At 67.4% G+C, this 19,034-nt stretch carries 21 protein-coding genes and 1 tRNA gene; 10 read left to right on the forward strand and 12 right to left on the reverse strand.

All coding sequences use genetic code 11. From position 1 onward, the window contains the following. Nucleotides 1–70 precede the first annotated feature (70 nt). The 3 genes from ACFOMP_RS13280 to ACFOMP_RS13290 all read right to left on the reverse strand — a co-directional run bounded on the left by ACFOMP_RS13280 (nt 71) and on the right by ACFOMP_RS13290 (nt 806). Nucleotides 71–205 (reverse strand): hypothetical protein, encoded by a 135-nt coding sequence (locus tag ACFOMP_RS13280; RefSeq protein ID WP_379031317.1) that lies wholly within the window; start codon nt 203–205, stop codon nt 71–73. 122 nt (nt 206–327) lie between these two features. Next, on the reverse strand, nt 328–534 hold the full coding sequence (locus tag ACFOMP_RS13285) for a hypothetical protein (protein ID WP_289893071.1): 207 nt from the start codon (nt 532–534) through the stop codon (nt 328–330). 65 nt (nt 535–599) lie between these two features. Continuing rightward, nucleotides 600–806 (reverse strand): cold-shock protein, encoded by a 207-nt coding sequence (locus ACFOMP_RS13290; protein ID WP_019352186.1) that lies wholly within the window; start codon nt 804–806, stop codon nt 600–602. A gap of 447 nt (nt 807–1,253) precedes the next feature. Between ACFOMP_RS13290 and ACFOMP_RS13295 the strand changes: the two genes are divergently transcribed. Continuing rightward, nucleotides 1,254–1,532, forward strand: a complete 279-nt coding sequence (locus ACFOMP_RS13295) for a hypothetical protein (protein ID WP_289893070.1) — start codon at nt 1,254–1,256, stop codon at nt 1,530–1,532. 145 nt (nt 1,533–1,677) lie between these two features. Here ACFOMP_RS13295 and ACFOMP_RS13300 read toward each other — a convergent pair. Continuing rightward, nucleotides 1,678–1,753 (reverse strand) — tRNA-Ile (locus tag ACFOMP_RS13300). Between the two features lie 180 nt (nt 1,754–1,933). Here ACFOMP_RS13300 and choX point away from each other — a divergent pair. The 8 genes from choX (at nt 1,934) to ACFOMP_RS13340 (ending at nt 9,019) form a co-directional block, all read left to right on the forward strand. Further along, nucleotides 1,934–2,896, forward strand: a complete 963-nt coding sequence (gene choX, locus ACFOMP_RS13305) for a choline ABC transporter substrate-binding protein (protein ID WP_379031322.1) — start codon at nt 1,934–1,936, stop codon at nt 2,894–2,896. Continuing rightward, on the forward strand, nt 2,897–4,393 hold the full coding sequence (gene betC, locus ACFOMP_RS13310; protein WP_379031325.1) for a choline-sulfatase: 1,497 nt from the start codon (nt 2,897–2,899) through the stop codon (nt 4,391–4,393). Beyond that, nucleotides 4,394–4,810 (forward strand): PPC domain-containing DNA-binding protein, encoded by a 417-nt coding sequence (locus ACFOMP_RS13315; RefSeq protein WP_379031328.1) that lies wholly within the window; start codon nt 4,394–4,396, stop codon nt 4,808–4,810. Nucleotides 4,811–4,924: 114 nt separating this feature from the next. Continuing rightward, nucleotides 4,925–5,485 carry a DUF1269 domain-containing protein gene (locus ACFOMP_RS13320; RefSeq protein WP_289893066.1) on the forward strand — a complete coding sequence of 187 codons (561 nt, stop codon included), beginning with the start codon at nt 4,925–4,927 and terminating at the stop codon, nt 5,483–5,485. A 39-nt stretch (nt 5,486–5,524) separates the two neighbouring features. Then, on the forward strand, nt 5,525–6,283 hold the full coding sequence (gene mtgA, locus ACFOMP_RS13325; protein ID WP_289893065.1) for a monofunctional biosynthetic peptidoglycan transglycosylase: 759 nt from the start codon (nt 5,525–5,527) through the stop codon (nt 6,281–6,283). Nucleotides 6,284–6,367: 84 nt separating this feature from the next. Then, complete coding sequence (gene fzlA / locus ACFOMP_RS13330; RefSeq protein ID WP_289893064.1) at nt 6,368–7,057, forward strand: FtsZ-binding protein FzlA; 690 nt, start codon at nt 6,368–6,370, stop codon at nt 7,055–7,057. Then, complete coding sequence (gene queG / locus ACFOMP_RS13335; protein WP_379031333.1) at nt 7,038–8,090, forward strand: tRNA epoxyqueuosine(34) reductase QueG; 1,053 nt, start codon at nt 7,038–7,040, stop codon at nt 8,088–8,090. The genes fzlA and queG overlap by 20 nt, the downstream gene beginning before the upstream one ends. After that, complete coding sequence (locus ACFOMP_RS13340; RefSeq protein WP_289893062.1) at nt 8,087–9,019, forward strand: DMT family transporter; 933 nt, start codon at nt 8,087–8,089, stop codon at nt 9,017–9,019. The genes queG and ACFOMP_RS13340 overlap by 4 nt, the downstream gene beginning before the upstream one ends. Here the strand turns inward: ACFOMP_RS13340 and ACFOMP_RS13345 are convergent, their stop codons facing one another. From ACFOMP_RS13345 to cysQ, 8 genes are all read right to left on the reverse strand, one after another. Further along, nucleotides 9,020–10,414 (reverse strand): hypothetical protein, encoded by a 1,395-nt coding sequence (locus ACFOMP_RS13345; RefSeq protein WP_379031337.1) that lies wholly within the window; start codon nt 10,412–10,414, stop codon nt 9,020–9,022. It abuts the gene before it with no gap. Continuing rightward, a complete protein-coding gene (locus ACFOMP_RS13350; protein ID WP_379031340.1) occupies nt 10,411–12,135 on the reverse strand; it encodes a DUF5927 domain-containing protein in 1,725 nt (574 codons plus the stop codon). The genes ACFOMP_RS13345 and ACFOMP_RS13350 overlap by 4 nt, the downstream gene beginning before the upstream one ends. Continuing rightward, nucleotides 12,132–13,160 carry a glycosyltransferase family 2 protein gene (locus tag ACFOMP_RS13355; RefSeq protein WP_379031343.1) on the reverse strand — a complete coding sequence of 343 codons (1,029 nt, stop codon included), beginning with the start codon at nt 13,158–13,160 and terminating at the stop codon, nt 12,132–12,134. Before ACFOMP_RS13355 ends, ACFOMP_RS13350 begins: the two co-directional genes overlap by 4 nt. Nucleotides 13,161–13,268: 108 nt before the next feature. Continuing rightward, nucleotides 13,269–14,306: a glycosyltransferase family 2 protein gene (locus tag ACFOMP_RS13360; RefSeq protein WP_289893058.1), complete on the reverse strand. Its 1,038-nt coding sequence runs from the start codon at nt 14,304–14,306 to the stop codon at nt 13,269–13,271. Further along, a complete protein-coding gene (gene galE, locus ACFOMP_RS13365) occupies nt 14,303–15,301 on the reverse strand; it encodes a UDP-glucose 4-epimerase GalE (protein WP_289893057.1) in 999 nt (332 codons plus the stop codon). Before galE ends, ACFOMP_RS13360 begins: the two co-directional genes overlap by 4 nt. A gap of 3 nt (nt 15,302–15,304) precedes the next feature. Beyond that, nucleotides 15,305–16,195, reverse strand: a complete 891-nt coding sequence (locus tag ACFOMP_RS13370; RefSeq protein ID WP_019352815.1) for a UTP--glucose-1-phosphate uridylyltransferase — start codon at nt 16,193–16,195, stop codon at nt 15,305–15,307. Between the two features lie 253 nt (nt 16,196–16,448). Beyond that, nucleotides 16,449–17,249, reverse strand: coding sequence for a 3-deoxy-manno-octulosonate cytidylyltransferase (locus ACFOMP_RS13375; RefSeq protein WP_289893056.1), 801 nt, complete (start codon nt 17,247–17,249; stop codon nt 16,449–16,451). Between the two features lie 4 nt (nt 17,250–17,253). Further along, complete coding sequence (gene cysQ / locus ACFOMP_RS13380) at nt 17,254–18,051, reverse strand: 3'(2'),5'-bisphosphate nucleotidase CysQ (RefSeq protein WP_289893055.1); 798 nt, start codon at nt 18,049–18,051, stop codon at nt 17,254–17,256. 130 nt (nt 18,052–18,181) lie between these two features. Between cysQ and ACFOMP_RS13385 the strand changes: the two genes are divergently transcribed. Then, nucleotides 18,182–19,003 carry an ABC transporter permease gene (locus ACFOMP_RS13385; protein ID WP_289893054.1) on the forward strand — a complete coding sequence of 274 codons (822 nt, stop codon included), beginning with the start codon at nt 18,182–18,184 and terminating at the stop codon, nt 19,001–19,003. Nucleotides 19,004–19,034: the final 31 nt, after the last annotated feature.

Raw genomic sequence — 19,034 nt, forward strand, 5'->3', positions numbered from 1 at the left:
TCGAAGCGCCGGGAAAGCCCCGGCGCGGCCTGTTCCGCGCGCGCCGTCGGGGCGCGCGGGCCTCAAGCCGTCAATGCCGCGACATCGGGATGCCGCCCCGTTCGGGCGTGCTGATTTCCGACTGCTTGACCATGTACATGATCGCCAGGCGGCGCTTGTTCTGCTGTTTCTGGACAGTTTTCCTGCGGATCGTTTTTCTTGCCATGTTTTTCGTCGTTCCTGTTGAGCGGCGGCCATGCGCCCCTCGCGTCCCCCTTGCGGAAGACCCGGGCGCGGTTGTCGCCGCGGCCCGCTCGCCTGCCTGCCGTGACCGGCCTGCGAACGCGGTTATTTCGTGGGCTTGCGCTTGGCGGGGGCTTCGGTCGGCCCGGCCGCGTCGCGGGCCAAGCGCTGCGCCCGAAGGCTGGCAGTCAGCTCGGCGCGCCGTTGCTTCTGTTCTTCGATGATCAGCCGTGCTTCGGAAGTGGTCCGGTCCATCGCGGTCATCGGCGCGGGATCGCGAAACAGGCCTTTGGCTTTGTCCTTGGGTGCCATGCGGGCCTCCAGAGGGTGTGGTCCGGCCATGATCGGCCGGACCGGGTGCCGTTCAGCGCAAGGGCTCAGGCGAGCACGAGGTTGCGCGCCGACTGGCGGCCGTCGCGACCCGATTCGATCTCGAACGTCACGGCCTGGCCGTCGTTCAGATGATGGATGCCGGCGCGCTCAAGCGCGCTGATGTGCACGAACACGTCCTTGCCGCCATCTTCCGGGGCGATGAAGCCGAAGCCTTTGGTGGCGTTGAACCATTTCACGGTGCCATTGGCCATCGTGATATCTCCTTCATGTCTGTCGCCCGCGACATGCGGCGACCCGGCTCAGTCAGTTCGAAACGCAGACTGAAGCCGAAAGGAGACAGGTGCAGAGAGAAATAACGTTGCCGGGCCAAAATGGGCCCACGGCCATCATAAATCAAGAGGCTCGGGCCGCCGGGGCGGCTTCGGCAGGCCCATCCTACAGGCAAGTAACTGAATAAACCTCATAAATTCCTTATTTCGGACTTTCGGGGTCGCGCCGAGCCCGCTGCCGGACAGGGAAAAATGCCGGCAAACGCCTGCTTGTCACGCGCTGCAACGCAGCGGTAATATTGCGTGATCCGAAAGCAGCGGTTACAAAACTGTGAGGATATCCGGCGTAAGCTGGAGCCGAACCGCGCCGGCGGATGCAACCGGCGCCACCCAATTCGTCCGCATTGGCTACCGCCCGCGCAGCGGGTCGTGGCGCTGGATGATCAACGAAAACTGAAGAAAGGACCTCGTATGTGGACTCGCGTTCCGACGACTGTCGATGGAAAGGCCATTTCTGGGGACTGGACGATAACCCTCAACGATCGGCCTGTCGGCCGCATCTCGCATGATTCGCAGGGGCCGGGCGTCGGCGCCTGGACCTGGATGATGCTGGATCGCGGCGATGCGGGCGGCCGCGCCTGGACCGAAGAGGCGGCGCTGTCGGCCATCAAGGAGACGGTCGGCAATTCTTCTGCCGAGGTTGCCTGACCTAGGGACGGGGCGCCGGCAAGGGCGCCCTGCCATACTTTCCGGCCCCGCCGGGCCGAACCCCCGGCCGTGCCATGCTTGGCCATCTGACCAGCGCGGCCAAGGCCGCCTCGCGGCAAGAATTTCCGGCAGGTAGGGGAAGGGGTGGTAGGCCCGGAGGGACTCGAACCCCCAACCAAGGCGTTATGAGCGCCCTGCTCTGACCATTGAGCTACAGGCCCCGAACGCCGCCACCTTTGATCAAGCCCAAGGCATTCGTCAAGGATCAGATCGCCGCTTTCCCCCAATCGCCGCGCCCGCAGTCCGGCGGCATCGCAGACTTGATCCCGCAGGCCCTCTGTGGGCTGATGGCGGGCGAAGCCGCCCGTTGCCGGTCGCGGCCCCAAACCGGAGATCAGACCATGCCCAGATCCGCACTGCTTTCCCCGCTTGCCCCCGCCGCCGCTGTCGCCGCCCTCGCCGCCGCCGTTGCCGCCTCGCCCGCGCTGGCGCAGGATCCGGCCAGCTGCGGCGCGGTCCGCTTCTCGGACCCCGGCTGGACCGACATCACCGCCACCAACGGCGTCGCCACGGCGGTGTTGCAGGGCCTGGGCTACACGCCGCAGATCAGCACGCTGTCGGTGCCGGTCGGCTACGAGGCGCTGAAGAACGCCGATACCGATGTCTTCCTGGGCAACTGGATGCCGGCACAGCAGAAGTTCCGCGACGATCTCGACGCCTCGGGCAAGGTCGAGGAGCTGGTGCAGAATCTGGAAGGCGCCAAGTTCACGCTGGCGGTGACCGATGCCGCAACCGGTCTGGCCGTCGCGGATTTCGCCGGCCTCGACGCGCATCGGGACGCCTTCCAGGGCAAGATCTACGGCATCGAGCCCGGGGCGCCGGCAAACCAGATCATCCAGAAGATGATCGAGGCGGACAAGTTCGGCCTCGGCGACTGGGAGCTGGTCGAATCGAGCGAACAGGGCATGCTGGCGCAGGTGCAGCGCAACGACGCCGCCGGAACGCCCTCGGTCTTTCTGGCCTGGGCACCGCATCCGATGAACGTGACGCTGAAGATCACCTATCTGGCTGGCGGGGACGCGGAGTTCGGCCCGGATTTCGGCGGCGCCACGGTCCATACCGTCGCCCGCAAGGAATGGGTGGCCGCCTGCCCCAATGTCGCCAAGCTGTTCAGGCAGATGACCTTCACCGTGGATCAGGAAAACGTGCTGATGGGCAAGATCCTCGACGACGGCGTCGATGCGGTCGAAGCGGCGCGGGGCTGGATCGCCCAGAACCCCGATGCGGTGGCGAAATGGCTTGACGGCGTGACCACCCTGGATGGAAAACCCGGCGCTGAAGCAGTCATGGCATCGGTGAAGTAATTGAAAAATCCCAATATCCTGATCGTGATGGCCGACCAGCTGTCGGGGGTTCTGTTCCCCGACGGCCCGGCCGAGTTCCTGCATGTGCCGCATCTGCGCAAGCTGGCGGAACGCTCGACCCGTTACGCCAACGCCTATACCGGCAGCCCGCTTTGCGCGCCGGGGCGGGCCAGCTTCATGTCGGGGCAATTGCCGCGCCGCACCCGGGTCTATGACAATGCCGCCGAGTTCTGCTCGGACATCCCGACCTATGCCCATCACCTGCGCCGGGCGGGCTATCACACCTGCCTGTCTGGCAAGATGCATTTCGTCGGCCCCGACCAGCTGCACGGTTTCGAGGAGCGGCTGACCACCGACATCTACCCGGCCGATTTCGGCTGGACCCCGGATTATCGCAAGCCGGGCGAGCGCATCGACTGGTGGTATCACAACCTGGGCTCGGTCACCGGCGCCGGCGTGGCCGAGATCACCAACCAGTACGAATATGACGACGAAGTCGCCTATCACGCCACCCGCAAGCTCTACGACCTGGCGCGCGGTGCCGACGACCGGCCCTGGTGTCTGACCGTCAGCTTCACCCATCCGCACGACCCCTTCGTCGCCCGGCGCAAGTATTGGGATCTCTACGAGGGCATCCCGGAACTCGAACCGCCCGAGGCGATTCCCTACGCGCGGATGGACCCGCATTCGCAGCGGCTGATGGATGCCAGCGACTGGCGCGGGCTCGAGGTCACGCCCGAGCATGTCCGCCGCGCCCGCCAGGGCTATTTCGCCAACATCTCCTATGTCGACGACAAGCTGGGCGAGATCATGGACGTGCTGGAGCGCACGCGGCAGGAGGCGATCGTGGTCTTCCTGTCCGACCATGGCGAGATGCTGGGCAGCCGCGGCATGTGGTTCAAGATGAACTTCTTCGAAGGCTCGGCCCGCGTGCCCCTGATGATCGCGGCGCCGGGCATGGCGCCGGGACGGGTGGACCAGCCGGTCTCGACCATCGACGTGCTGCCGACGATCTGCGACCTCGCGGGCATCTCGATGTCCGAGGTGGCGCCCTGGACCGACGGCCGCTCGCTGGCGCAAGGCGCCGGGGGGCGCGGGCCGGTGGCGATGGAATACGCGGCCGAGGGCAGCATCGCGCCGCTGGTCTGCCTGCGCGACGGCGACTGGAAATATGTCGCCTGCGCCGCCGACCCGGACATGCTGTTCAACCTGGCCGATGACCCGGACGAACGGCAGAACCGCGCCACCGACCCGGCCGCGGCCGAGGTGCTGGCGCGGATGCGCGCCATGGCGGCCGAACGCTGGGATCTGGCCGCCTATGACGCCGAGGTGCGCGAAAGCCAGGCCCGGCGCTGGGTGGTCTACGAGGCGCTGCGCAACGGCGCCTATTTCCCCTGGGACCACCAGCCGCTGATGCAGGCCTCGGAACGCTACATGCGCAACCACATGGACCTGAACGTGCTGGAGGAATCCAAGCGCTTCCCGCGGGGCGAGTGAATGGTGCCGCTGTCCTCCGGCCGCTTCGCGGCGATCCGCCTGCAGCCGGGCGAGGATCCGCTGGCGGCGCTGCGCGCCCTGCAGCGCCGGACGGGGGCGGCGGCCATGGCGCTGGTCACCTGCGTGGGCAGCCTGACCCGCGCGGTGATCCGGCACGCGAACCGGGACGAGGCCAGCGAATATCGCGGCCATTTCGAGATCACGGCGCTGACCGGCACCATCGACCCCGCCGGCCAGCACCTGCATCTGACCATTGCCGATGACGAGGGCCGGGCCTTCGGCGGCCACCTGCTGCCGGGCTGCGAAATCTACACCACGGCCGAGATCGTGGTGCTGATCCTGGACGATCTGGGCTTCGCCCGCGCACCCTGCCCGCTTTCCGGCCATGACGAACTGGTCGTGCGGCCCGCGCCATAGGAACGCGGCCCGCCGGTCCGGGGCCCTCCGCCCCCTGCGACCCGGCGTCACGGCGGGGAACCCGCTCCGCCGCCGGGGCGTTGCCCCGCCGTCATCAGTCAAGAGGATCCCGCCATGTCCGACCTGCTTGTCATCGCCTTCGACGACGAGGCGACCGGCTTCGAGCTGCGCACCGAACTGGTCAAGATGCAGAAGGAATACCTGATCGAGCTTGAGGACGCGGTGGTCGTCACCCGCCCCACGGCCGAAGACATCCAGTTGCACCAGGCCGTGAACCTGACCGCGGCCGGCGCGCTTGGCGGCGGCTTCTGGGGCACGCTGGTCGGGCTGATCTTCCTGAACCCGCTGATCGGCGCCGCGGTGGGCGCCGGCGCCGGCGCCATTGCCGGCAAGCTCTCGGATATCGGCATCAATGACGATTTCATGCGCGGGCTTGGCCAGTCCATCCCGCCCGGCGGCTCGGCCGTCTTCATCCTGGTGCGCAAAATGACCGCCGACAAGGTTCTGGCGCGGCTGGAAGGCTTCCACCTGCGCGGCCGGGTGCTGCAGACCTCGCTGCCCGATGCCGAGGAAGACCGCCTGCGCGAGGCCTTTGCCGGCGGCAAGCTGGGCACGGCGCTTGGCGTGCCTCAGGCGGACCAGCCGGCCGCCTCGGTTCCGCCGACCCCAGCCTGACGCTTGACGCAAGGGGCATGGCCGTGACAGGACGCGGCCATGCCCCGCCGCATGGACACCCTGGAAGACCCCGAGGCGCTGACCGAGCCGCCGACGCCCCGCGCCCGCCGGCGCTGGCGGCCGTTCAGGCGCATGGCGCTGTGGTTCTGGGGCTGGTTTTCCTGGATCGGCGCCCGGCTGCTGGCGCTGATGTTCGTGCTGGTCTTCCTGTTTTCCTTCATCAACCCGCCGACCACCTGGACCATCATCCAGGGCCAGCGCGAATTTCCCGGTCGGGCCGAGCGCGCATGGGTCGGCCTGGACGCGATCTCGCCGCACATGGTCCGCGCCGTGGTCGCGGCCGAGGATGCCAATTTCTGCAACCACTGGGGTTTCGACATGGTCGAGATCCGCCGGGTCATCGCCTCGGGCTCGTCGCGCGGCGCCTCGACCATCAGCCAGCAGACCGCCAAGAACGTGTTCCTGTGGCAGGGGCGCAGCTGGCCGCGCAAGGTGATGGAAACCGCCTATACCCCGATGATCGAGGCGCTGTGGTCCAAGCGCCGCATCGTCGAGGTCTATCTGAACATCGCCGAATTCGGCCGCGGCGTCTTCGGGATCAAGGCGGCGGCGGAATATTACTATCAGACCACGCCCGACAAGCTGAGCCTGCGGCAGGCGGCGGCGCTGGCCTCGATCCTGCCGGCGCCGCGCACGCGCAACCCGCAGACCGGCTCGGCCCGCACCCGCGCGATCGTCAGCGGCGCGCAGACGATCCGGGCGGATGGCCGCGATTCCTGCCTGGTGCTTGAGCGCTGATCTGCCCCGCAGCGCCAGGACGGTTGAATCCGCGCGCGCCCGGGCGTATCAACCGGAAGCCCGCGAACGAACGGTTTTCCCCTCATGAATACTTCCTCGCCCAGTTCCACCATCCGCCTTTACCACGTCGCCCTGTCGCCGTTCTGCCGCAAGGTCCGGCTGGTGCTGGCCGAAAAGCGGATCGAGGTCGAGCTGGTCGAGGACCGCTTCTGGGAGCCGGGGTCCGAGATCCTGCGCCGCAACCCGGCGGGCAAGCTGCCGGTGCTGCGCATGGACGGGCGGCTGCTGGCGGAAAGCCAGGCGATCTGCGAATACCTGGACGAGGTGCAGCCGCAGCCGGCGCTGATGCCCCATGCCGCCATCGAGCGCTACGAGGTCCGCCGGCTCTGCGCCTGGTTCGACGACAAGTTCAACGCCGAGGTGACCCGGCCGGTGATGACCGAACGGGTCTGGAAGAAGGTGATGCGGCTGGGCTACCCGGATTCGCGCACCGTCAAGGCCGGGCTGTCGGCGATCCGTTATCATCTCGACTATATGAAAAGCCTGCTGGAACATCGCCGCTGGCTGGCGGGCGACGTGATGACGCTGGCCGATTTCGCCGCCGCGGCGCATCTGTCCTGCCTCGACTACATCTCGGACGTGGACTGGACCCATTCGGCCGAGGTGCAGGAATGGTATGCCAAGATCAAGTCGCGGCCCGCCTTCCGCAGCCTGCTGGCCGACCACCTGCCGGGGGTGCACCCGGCGCCGCATTATGCCCTGCTCGACTTCTAGGCCGACCGACCCGGCCGAGATCCGTTCCCGGCTCGAGGGTCAGGCGCGGGCCGAGGGTTTCTCGGCCCTCGGCATTTGCGCCCCCGACGCGGTGCCCGGCTTGCCCGGACGGCTGGCGGCCTTTCTAGAGCAGGGCCGCCACGGCCAGATGGGCTGGATGGCCGAACGGACGCATTGGCGCACCTCGCCCGCCAGCCTCTGGCCCGAGGCGCGGTCGGTCGTCATGCTGGCCGAGCTTTACACCCCCGAGCATGACCCGATGGAGGTCATCCACTACAAGGACTGCGGCGCGGTCAGCGTCTATGCCCAGGGCAAGGACTATCACGACCTGGTCAAGAAGCGGCTGAAACGGCTGGGCGGCTGGCTGGTCGGGCTGACCGGCTGCGAGATCAAGGTTTTCGTCGACACCGCCCCGGTGATGGAAAAGCCGCTGGCGCAGGCGGCGGGGCTGGGCTGGCAGGGCAAGCACACCAACCTGCTGTCGCGCGATCTGGGCAGCTGGTTCTTCCTGGGCGCGATCTTCACCACGCTGGACCTGCCCCGGGACGCGACCGAGCGCAGCCATTGCGGCTCGTGCCGGGCCTGCCTCGACGCCTGCCCGACCGGGGCCTTTCCGGCGCCCTATCAGCTGGACGCGCGGCGCTGCATCTCCTACCTGACCATCGAGCACAGGGGGCCGGTCGACCCCGAACTGCGGCCGATGCTCGGGAACCGCATCTATGGCTGCGACGACTGCCTGGCCGCCTGTCCCTGGAACAAGTTCGCGCAAGCCGCGACCGAGCTGCGTTATCACGGCCCGCATGGCGGCCCGGCGCTGGCCGAGCTGGCGCAGCTCGACGACGCGGGCTTCCGCGAACGCTTCTCGGGCAGCCCGATCAAGCGCATCGGCCGCGACCGCATGGTCAGGAACGTGCTTTACGCCATCGGCAATTCGGGGCTTGCGCATCTGCGCCCCGTGGCCGATGGCTTGCTGAACGACCCCGATCCCGCCGTCGCCGATGCGGCACGCTGGGCCTGCGAGCGCCTGCCATGATCCCTCACAGCCCGCTGCGCGGCGTCATCCTGAAATGCCTCAGCGTCGTGGTGTTCACGCTGATGGGCACGCTGGTCAAGGCCACCTCCGAGGACGGCCTGGGCGTGCCGCCGGGCCAGCAGGTGTTCTTTCGCTCGTTCTTCGCCATTCCGGTGATCCTGGGCTGGCTGGCCTGGCGGGGCGACCTGCGCACCGGGCTGCGCACCTTTCGCCCGATCGGGCATTTCTATCGCGGCATCATCGGCACCTGCGCCATGGTGCTGAGCTTCTGGGGGCTGGCGTTGCTGCCCTTCCCCGAGGCCACCACGCTGGGCTATGCCGCGCCGCTGATGACGGTGATCTTTGCCGCGATGTTCCTGGGCGAAGAGGTGCGGGCCTTTCGCCTGGGCATGGTGCTGCTGGGGCTGGTCGGGGTGGTGATCGTGCTGTCGCCCCGGCTGGGCCAGGGCACCGGCGGCCTGCAGCACAGCCTGGGCGCCATGGTGGCGCTGTCGGCGGCGGCCTGCACAGCGCTGGCGATGATCTTCGTGCGCAAGCTCGCGCAGGAGGAGCAGACCTCGGCCATCGTGTTCTGGTTCTCGCTGACCTCGACGGTGCTGGGACTGCTGACCCTGCCCTTCGGCTGGGTGGCGACGGATCTGCAAACCACGCTGACGCTGATCGCCATCGGCCTGCTGGGCGGGCTCGCGCAGATCCTGCTGACCTTGGCCTATCGCTTTGCCGATGCCTCGCTGATCGCGCCCTTCGAATATTGCTCGATGCTGCTGGCGCTGGCCATCGGCTGGTACGTCTTCGGCGAGGCGCCGACGCTGACCATGCTGGCCGGCGCCGCGCTGGTGATCCTGGCCGGCATCCTGATCATCTGGCGCGAGCGGCGGCTGGGTCTTGAACGCAACCGCCAGCGCAAGGCCATGACCCCGCAGGGTTGATCAGGGCTGGCCGCCGAAGCCGAAGGCGACGTAATCGCGCAGATAGGCCTTTTTCGCGGCGCCGCGCAGTTCCTGTTCGTTCAGGAAGGCGGGAAAGGGATCGGGATCGGGGAAATCCGCCGGCGCCCGGATGCCGGCGCTGGCGGCAAGCCAGGACAGGTCGCGCGGCAGTTCCGATTCGCGCAGCAGCATGTCGGGGGCGCCGAAGCGGGCGAAACCGGCCAGCACCTCGGACTGGCTGGCCCAGCCGGGATAGGCCGGCAGCGTGGTCTGGCCGTTCAGGTTGCGGCGCAGGAAGTCGAGGAAGGCCGCGAACAGCTCGGCCTTGCGGCCCTGGTCCAGCCCGGCCAGTTCCTGATCCGGCGGCAGGGCGACGCGATGGATCTGCCGCATCAACTGGCGCAGCTCGGCATTCTTGCCGCGCAGCAGGCTGTCGAAGGCCGCCCAGGCGCGCAGCAGCGGGTGGCGCAGCACGGTGAAGCTGCGGTGGCCGACATGCTGGCGCTTCCATTGCCGCAGGCTGTTCTGGTTGAAGTCGCCCGCGACCTCGCCCATCCGCCGCAGCCACCCCCCGACCGGGCCGGTCGGCCCGCCCTTGATCGGCATGAAGATCAGCCCCTTGCCCGCCTCGGCCCCCAGGAACGAGGGCACGGCCGGACCCTTGCGCGGCTCGAAATTCGGGATGCGGCGCAGCATGAACGGATCGAGGCGTGCCAGCTCCGCCGCCATCTCGTCGAAATTCTCGACCTTCTCGGCCAGTTCGCGCGGGTTCTGCGGCACCTGGTCGCTGGCCGGCTCGACCCGCTTCAGATCGGTGCGGCCCAGCCAGTGCAACAGGCCGGTCATCACTTCGGCGTCGCGCAGATCCTCGTAGCCCAGCCAGAAACCGGCCTGGCCGGTCACCTGCAGCCGGTGCATGACCTTCAGCTGGAATTCCTCGATCTCGCCCACCACCTGCCGGAATTCGGCGCCGTCGAAGCGGGCGGCGGCGGGGATCGGCGTCTCGGTCTCGTTCAGCTTCCACTGGTTGGTGGCCCGCGCCAGCGCGGTCGAGACATAGCTGTCCACCGGGTTGCGGGTCAGGATGATCTTGGCGCAGGCCCGATCCTCCATGATGGCGTCGAAGACCCGCGGGTCGTGGTCGTGGAAATAGCGGAATCCCGGCAGGTGGTTCGGCTTGTCGAAGATCGCCGCCAGCAGCCGGTGCGGATCGGCGTCGCGCTCGGCCATGGTGATGCCCTTGAGCGCGTCCTTGTCGGGCCAGCCCATCATGTAGGGGTTGAAGGCCTCGCCGAAGCAGGTGACGCGCTTGACCCCGTTCAGCGTCGCCTCGAGCAGGTTCGAGCCGGTGCGCATCTCGGCGAAGATGACGAAGCTGCGAAAGGGCTGGGTCATGGCGCGGAACTTTCTTCAGGGACGGGTGTGGAAGGCGCGGGCGAAATGTCGGTGGCGGGGAATTCCCCCATCAGCTGCGGCCGCAAGCCGGCATTGCGCAGCCTTTGCAGAAAGCGGCCCATGCCGGCGACGTCGCGCATGGGCGGCAGGTTGGTCGCCGCTTCGGGATCGCCGCCCAGCTGGCGCAGCACACCGCGCAGGGCGTCGGCGGGCCGGGCGCAGAAGTCGCCCAGGGTCCAGACCTGCGTCTGCGCCTTGAGCCAGACCGAGTTCAGCACCTCCATCTGCGCCAGCTCGGTGCGCTGCAGGATGGCGGCGACGCGGCGGATATCATCGAAGGGCATGTCGGAATGCAGCAGCGGCACCGCCCAGGCGCCGGTGATGACGAAGATCCGCGCATTGGGGTCGGTGGCGGTGAACCAGTTCATCTCTTGCCCGTCGCGCGGGCTGAATTGCCAGACCTGCATCCGCTGGGTGACGCGGATCAGATTGGCGACGAAACCGCGCTGGTCCAGGTCGCGCAGCGCGGCGCTGTCCGACAGCCCCCCCGGCCCGATCGGCGAGCGGCCGGCGAATTCGGCGCCGTGGACCGCGAACAGGTGGCCATGCACATCGGCATCGACGCGGCTGGAGAGCCAGGGCTCGAAATCGGGGAACAGGTCGCTGAAGCCCTGCAATACGCCATAGGCCGCCGAGGTCTTGCCGTTCTCGCGGTCCTTCAGCGGAAAGCGGCTCTGCATGTAAAGCCCCGGCCGGCCCAGGCTGCACCGCGCCACGGCCTGGCTGATCATCCGGTCCAGCCGTTCGGGCCGCGGCTCGTCGGCCGAGGGACGGGCCGTATCGCCATGCGGGAAATGCGCGTAAAGCCGATGGGCGCGGCGCCAGATCTTGCGCGCCACGAAGCAGCGCGATTGTTCCAGCATCCCCAGATGGTCGTCGTAGAAGATATAGGGCTTGCCCTGCCCGTCGAACTTGGCCAGCGTCAGCGAACGGCTTTCGATATTGCGCGAATGCCGGCGGGCCAGGCTCTGGAAATAGCTCTCGTCGGGGATCCAGACCCGGCGGAAATAGCGGTCGAACTCGGCCCGGCGCGGATCGGCCAGGATGGCGCGCAGGGTCGGCCGCGTCAGGCACCACCATTGCGAGCCCAGATGCGGCACCAGGCCCTGCGGGATGCGGCGCTTGTAGCGCAGCCGGCGCTGCAAGGCGACATAGCGGTCGAACAGCTTGCGCCGGCGCCGCCACGAGAAGGGAAAGTGCAGGGTGAAGCGTTCCTCGTTCAGCCCGCCCACGGTCCAGCCGACATCCGCCGCGGTCACGCTTTCGATGAAGTCGCGCCGGGGATGCAGGGCCAGGAAGGCGCGCAGATCCTGCACCGGCCGCAAGGGCAGGCAGGAGCCCGAGACCACCATCACATGCGTCAGGTCCTCGAAGCGGTCAAGCAGCAGCGCCGCCGCATCCTGAGTGGCCTGCACCAGGCTGAACATGCCCCATTCGCAGGAATGCCGGGGGCTGAACAGCACCTGCGGCAGATCCGCCAGAGCGCCGCGCATCGCCGCCATCCCGGCGGCCGGCGCCTTGGCATCGACATGCACCGCCACCGAGGCGCCGCCCTCGGCCCAGACCCGCGCCATGCGGGCGGCGGTCGGCAATTCGTCGTGGCAGAGCATGATCACGCCCAGCCGGATCTTGCCCCCGCCGCTCATGCCCCCGCCGCTCATGCCCAGTGCCCCTTGGAGATCAGGCCCAGATCCTCGAGCTGGCGCCAGTCCTGCAGCTCGCAGGACTGCTCGCACCAGAAGTCCGGATCGTCCTGCAGGCCCGAATGATAGGCCATGTATTCCTGGCTGTCGGCGTAATGCTGCCGCCGGGTCAGCTCCTCGGCGGATTTCTCGACGAACGTGGACAGGAACTTGGCATGCAGCAGGCAGCCCGAGGCCTTTTCGCCGCCATGCTCGTCATAGACGATGTTCAGCGAACGCGGCAGCAGCATGTGGGTCGAGCTGACATAGGCATAGGACCGCTCCCACCGCACCAGCGGGATCTTGTTCAGCGCCGGACCATTGCCGGGATCGTCGGCAAAGAAGGCCCGGCCGCGCGGCCCGCCCTGGATCCACAGGTTGCCATATTCCCAGTTCTTGCGGATCGTGTAATTCGCCGGATCGAACCAGCGCGCGATCTCGAACGGATCCTGCCCGGCGCGATAAGGCTGCGAGACCAGCGAGCCCTTGGGATACATGTCCAGCAGCATGGCCGAAAAGGACCGGATCTCGCCCGCGTCCAGCCAGTCGGTCAGCGCCTGCAGGGGCCGGGTGTCGTGATGCGGATAGATCAGGAACTCGTCGGGATCGACCGTCAGGCACCAATGCCCGCTGCCATAGCGCCGCAACAGCGCGTTCAGCCAGTCCATGCCGAAACGCGATTCCTTGTAGCTCGCCTCGGTCCGCCACAACGAGACGTCGGGCTGGCCGGCCAGCCATTCCGCGCTGCCGTCGGCGCTGGCATTGTCCACCACCAGGAAATGCTGCACCCCCAGCTTGCGATAATGGTCGAAGAACCAGGGCAGCCGGATCAGCTCGTTGCGCAGGGTGACAAAGACCAGGATGTCGCCGGGCCGGATGGCATCGGTGCGGTTCTGCACCGGCCGCAGGGCGCGGGCGCGGTTCAGGGCCCGCCCGATCAGCCATTGCCGCCGGGTCCGCCGACGCAGGCGCTTCCAGATCGGCCAGCGCGTCAGCCTGGGCACCGCATGCCATCCTTGGGTTGAATGTGACCGTCTCGGCTCATGCTAGGGGACATGCTTCGTGGCGCGGTTTTTCGCAAGCGGTTTCATCCTCGTACCGGGCGCGGGCGGTCAATCGGTCCAGCCGGTCCCGCCCATCAGCCCCAGCTCGGCCAATTGCCGCCAATCGCGATAGCGCAGCGAGCCGGGATGCCACAGCACCGGCGCCTCGGTCAGCGCCCGGTGATAGCCGGCATAGGCATCCGGATCGGCGAAATGCTGCCGGCGGCCCAGTTCCTCGCGCGAGCGCTCGACGATGCCGGGCAGGAACTTGCTGTGCAGCAGCACCCCCGACAGCCGCGGATCGCCCGGCCCGTCGTAAAGGTCGTTCAGGCGCGGCGGCAGCATGGAATGGGTCGAGTTCACATAGGCATAGCGCCAGTGCCAGCGGATCAGCGGCAGCTTGTTCAGCGTCGGCGCCCGCTGCGGCCGATCGGCGAAGAACACCCGCTGGCGCACGCCGCCCTGCACCCAGCGGTTGCGGCGCGGCTGCATCACCTGGCAGGGATAGGGGCCGGCATCGAAGAAGGGCAGCTCCTCGGTGACGCTGCCCCCGCCCGAGGGTTGGTCGAGCGGCCCTCGCGGATACAGGTCCAGCATCAGCGCCCCCATCCCGGGAATGCCCCGCGCGTCCAGGTGCGCGGTCAGGGCCCGCAGGTCGTGGCTGTCGCAATGCGGATAGACCAGCAGCTCGTCGGCATCGGCGCAGACGCACCAATGGCCATGGCCGTGGCGCAGCAGCAGCATCCCCATCCAGTCCAGTCCGAAGCGCGCCTCGCGATAGCTGGCGGGCGTGCTCCACAGCGAGACATCGGGCTGGGCGCGCAGGAACTCGGCGCTGCCATCGGTGCTGGCATTGTCCACCGCCAAGACGTGCCGCACGCCCAGTTGCCGGTAATGCGCAAGAAATTCGGGCAGGCGCTGCATCTCGTTGCGCAGCGTGGTGAACAGCAGGATGTCGCCCGGCCGGATCGCCGCGGTCCGGTCCGCCACGGGGGTCAGCACGCGCCCCGCCCGGATCGCACGCCAGATCAGCTTGCGGCGTTTCCAGCGCAGCCGCCCGGCCGACCACGCCCGCCGCAGCAGAACGGGCCGGCCGGGGCGGTTCACCGGGCGTAACCGCCGTTCTGGTGCCAGCGCCAGGCGTCGCCGATCATCTGCGGCAGGGTCGAGCGCGCCGGATCCCAGCCCAGCACCGAGACCGCCTTTTCGCTGCCCGAGACCAGCTTGACCGCATCGCCGCCGCGGCGCGGCCCCTCGGTCAGCGGCACCGGGCGGTTGGTGACATGCCGGGAATGGTCGATCACCTCGCGCACCGAGAAGCCGTTGCCGGTGCCCAGGCAGAACACCTCCTGCCCGCCCGTCGCCACCTTGCCGTCCAGCAGGTATTTCAGCCCCAGCACATGCGCGTCCACCAGGTCCATCACATGCACATAGTCGCGGATGCAGGTGCCGTCCGGCGTCGGGTAATCGGTGCCGTGAATGGTCAACGCCGCGCGCTTGCCGTCGATGGCATCCAGGATCAGCGGGATCAGATGCGTCTCGGGCTGGTGGAACTCGCCCACCTCGGCCTCGGGGTCGGCGCCGGCCACGTTGAAATAGCGGAAGATCACCGAACGCAACCCGTCCGAGGCGCCGAAATCCTTCAGCATGTCCTCGATCGCGCGCTTGCTGGCGCCATAGGCGTTCAGCGGCGTCTGGGCGGTACCCTCGTCCAGCACCACGCCGTCATGGTCGCCATAGGTGGCGCAGGTCGAGCTGAAGACGAAGTTGCGCACCCCCGCCGCCAGCGTCGCCTCGATCAGGTTGAGCGAGGCGCCGACATTGCCGCGCCAGTACTTCCCGGGCTCGCGCATGGCCTCGCCGACCTGGCTCAGCGCCGCGAAATGCATCACGGCGACGGGCTTGTGGGCGGCAAGGACCTGATCCAGCCGGGCGCGATCCATCAGGTCGCCCTGCTCGAAGGGGCCGAACTTCACCGCTTCCTGCCAGCCGGTGCAGAGGTTGTCGTAGGTGACGGGGACGAAACCCGCGTCGCGCAAGGCCTTGCAGGCGTGCGAGCCGATATAGCCCGCGCCGCCGGTGACCAGAACCGTGTCGCCCATGCCTTATTCCGCAGCCTTCCGCATCGCCATGACGTCGGAGAGGTAATCCGCGAACTCGTCCTTGAGATCGTCGCGCGCCAGGCCGAAGGCCACGGTCGCCTGCAGGAAACCGGCCTTGGAGCCGCAGTCGAAACGCTGGCCGCGGAAGCGCAGGCCATAGACGTCGCGGCCTTCCTCGATCTCGTCGGCGATGGCGTCGGTCAGCTGGATCTCGCCGCCGGCGCCCTGCTTGAGCTTGTTGAGGTTGTCCATGACGGTCGGCGCCAGGATATAGCGGCCGATCACGGCAAGGTTCGAGGGCGGGTTTTCCTTGGGTTTCTCGACCATGCCCTTGGCGCGGACGATGGCGCCCATGTCCTCGGCCACGTCGAGCACGCCGTAAGCCTTGGTCTTCTCGGTCGGCACTTCCATGGTCGCGACCATGGTGCCGCCGGTTTCCTTGTAGGCCTCGACCATCTGTTGCAGGCAGGGCGGCTCGCCCATGATCACGTCGTCGGTCAGGATCACCGCGACGGGCTCGTTGCCCAGCAGCCGGCGGGCGCACCAGACCGCGTGGCCAAGCCCCAAAGCCTTGTGCTGACGCACATAGGCGATGGCACCCGAATCCATGTTGGTGCCGCGCAGCACGTCCAGAAGCTCGTTCTTGCCGGATTTCTTCAGGCTCGATTCGAGCTCATGGGCATGGTCGAAATAATCCTCGAGCGCCCCCTTGCCGCGCGAAGTGACGAAGATGAATTCCTCGATACCCGCCGCACGCGCCTCGTCGATGGCGTATTGGATCAGCGGCCGATCCACCAAGGTCATGATTTCCTTGGGAATACTTTTCGTGGCGGGAAGAAAGCGGGTGCCGAGGCCAGCTACGGGGAAGATGGCCTTGGTGACTTTGCGATTCATGAATCATGTCTCCTGATTTCTGCGCCTCCTGCAGGGTGCTTATCCCTCTTTGTCGACGCTTCCGCAACAAGCGCATAGCAGGCGCGGCCGTTCCATAAATTACTAAAGCGATTCAGTTTTTGGCGGTTTGCAGCGATTTTCTGCTTATTCCCCTTTCAGGTCTAGGCAATTTTCTTCCCGCGCCCAGAATAGGACGCCCTCTGCGCGGAAATGTGACAGCCGCGCGCTGCCGGAAAAACTCCGCCGCCGCGCCTCAGGCAAGGCCCATCCGGCTCATCATCGCTTCCAGCTTGGGCACGTCCGAGGGGTTGTTCAGCTCCCAGAACTCGCGGCCCCGCGCCTCGACCTCGACGCAGAGGATGCGGCGACCGCGTTCAAGGAAGCGGAGCTGTTCCAGGCCCTCCAGCGCCTCCAGCCGTCCCTCGTCCCAGCCGGGATACTCGGCCAGCGCCTCGGGGCGATAGGCATAGACGCCGACATGGTGGAACACCGGCGTCGGCTGGTTCGGCGCGAAATCCGCGCCGGCATAGGGGATCACTTCCTTGGAGAAATACAGCGCCCGCCGATCATGGCCGAAGACCGCAGTGGTGCCGCCGACCCTGCCCGCCACCCGGTCGGCGATCAGGTCCGAGCGCATGGCGCCCGAGCAACGCAGCACCGGCGTCGCCACATCGGCGCCCGGATCGGCGCGCAGACCGGCGACCAGCTCCTCGACGAACCAGGCGGGCGTCAGCGGCGCGTCGCCCTGCAGGTTCACCACGATCTCATGCGTCAGGCCCAGCTTCGCCACCGCCTCGGCGCAGCGTTCGGTGCCGTTGCGGGCCGCGGTCGAGGTCATGGCGACCTCGGCCCCGAAACCCTCGGCATGGGCGCGGATGCGCTCGTCATCGGTGGCGACGATCACCCGGTCGATGCCTTGGACGGCGCGCGCCGCCGCCCAGCTGCGGCGGATCAGGCTCAGCCCCTCGCCCGTGGCGCCGCGCAGCTCGACCAGCGGCTTGCCGGGATAGCGCGTCGAGGCGTGGCGGGCGGGAATGACGATGACGACCGACATGGGATCAGTCCTTGACCAGCAGCACGCCGGGGGCGAAGGCGATGAAGAACGGGTTCTCGAAACCGGGCTTGCCGTATTTCAGCGCCGTGTGGTCATCGAAGCGCACCACCTCGCCACCCGCGCCACGCAGCACGGCATCGCCGGCGGCGGTGTCCCATTCCATGGTGCGGCCGAGGCGCGGGTAAAGATCGGCCTCGCCCGTCGCCACCAGGCAGAACTTCAGCGAGCTGCCGGCCGAGGTCATGTCGCGCACCCCGTAGCGGGCGATATAGTCATCGGTTGCCGCATCGCGATGCGATTTCGAGGCGACGACCATCAGCGCCCGGTTGTCGGGCATGGAATTGACGCCGATGGGCGTGACCTCGCCCGGCTTTTCGCCGAAGGGGCCCTTCTCCTCGACCGAGCCGCCCTCGGCATTGGTATAGAACAGCCGGCCCTTGGCCGGGGCATAGACCACGCCAAGGCGCGGCACGCCGTCCTGGACATAGGCGATGTTGACGGTGAAATCGCCGCGGCGCTGCACGAATTCCTTGGTGCCGTCCAGCGGATCGACGATCAGGAAGGTGGAGAGGCTCTGGCCATGGGTGGCGGCCTGCTCCTCGGTCACCAGCGGGATCTCGGGGAAGGCGGCGCGCAGCCCGGCCGAGATCAGCGCATCGGCGGCCTCGTCGGCCTCGGTTACCGGCGAGGCGTCGGATTTCGCCCGCACCTCGAAATCCTCGGCACCATAGATCTTCATGATCTCGTCCCCGGCCTGCAGGGCCAGGCGACGCATCTCGGCGATCAATTGATCGAATTGCATGGTTTTTCCTTTCCATCCCGAACCCACGGGATTGCGGCGCCGATTGAACCCGGCGGTTCCGTTCCTTATGATGCCGGGAACCGCGCAGGGCAAGCGCCCCGCATGTCGCAACGGAAAGACCCCGCCGAGCATGTTCACCCAGCGCCGCAACCGCAACATGGTCGAGGCCGCGTTCACCACGCTGTCGCTGATCTACCACGTCACGGTCAACAACCTGCGCAAGGGCCAGCGCAATGCCGTGGTCGGGCTGGTGATGACCGTGGCGCAGTCCATGGCGATGATCGCCGGCTTCTGGCTGATGTTCACCATCATCGGGGTGCGCAAATCGCCGATTCGCGGCGATTTCATCGTCTATATCATGACCGGCATCTTCATGTTCATGGCCCATTCCCAGGCCATCGGCGCGGTGTCGAATGCCGGCAGTCCCAGCAACCAGATGATGAAGCACGGGCCGATGAACACGGCGGTGCTGATCTCGGCCGCGGCGCTGGCCTCGCTCTACAAGCAAACCTTCTCGGCGCTGGTGGTGCTGACGGCCTATAACTACCTGGTCGAGCCGGTGCATATCGACAAGCCGCTGGCCTGCTACGCCATGCTGCTGATGGCGTGGTTCTCGGGCTGCTGCATCGGGCTGATCTTCCTGTCGCTGCGGCCCTGGTGGCCGCAGGGGGCGACGGTGCTGACGCAGTTCTACCAGCGCATCAACATGGTGTTCTCGGGCAAGATGTTCGTCGCCAACACCATGCCTTCCTTCATGCTGCACCTGTTTGCCTGGAACCCGCTGTTCCATATCATCGACCAGACCCGCGGCTTCGCCTTCATCAACTACTCGCCGCGCAACTCGTCGCTGGAATACCCGGTCTATGCCACGCTGGCGCTGCTGATGATCGGGTTGATGGCGGAATTCGTCACCCGCAAGGCGGTGTCGATCAGCTGGTCGGCCGGACGATGAGGCCGGTTTCCGCCCGACCGCCGCCGCCGCA

The sequence above is a fragment of the Paracoccus simplex genome (assembly GCF_042648325.1).
GTDB classification, from domain to species: domain Bacteria; phylum Pseudomonadota; class Alphaproteobacteria; order Rhodobacterales; family Rhodobacteraceae; genus Paracoccus; species Paracoccus simplex.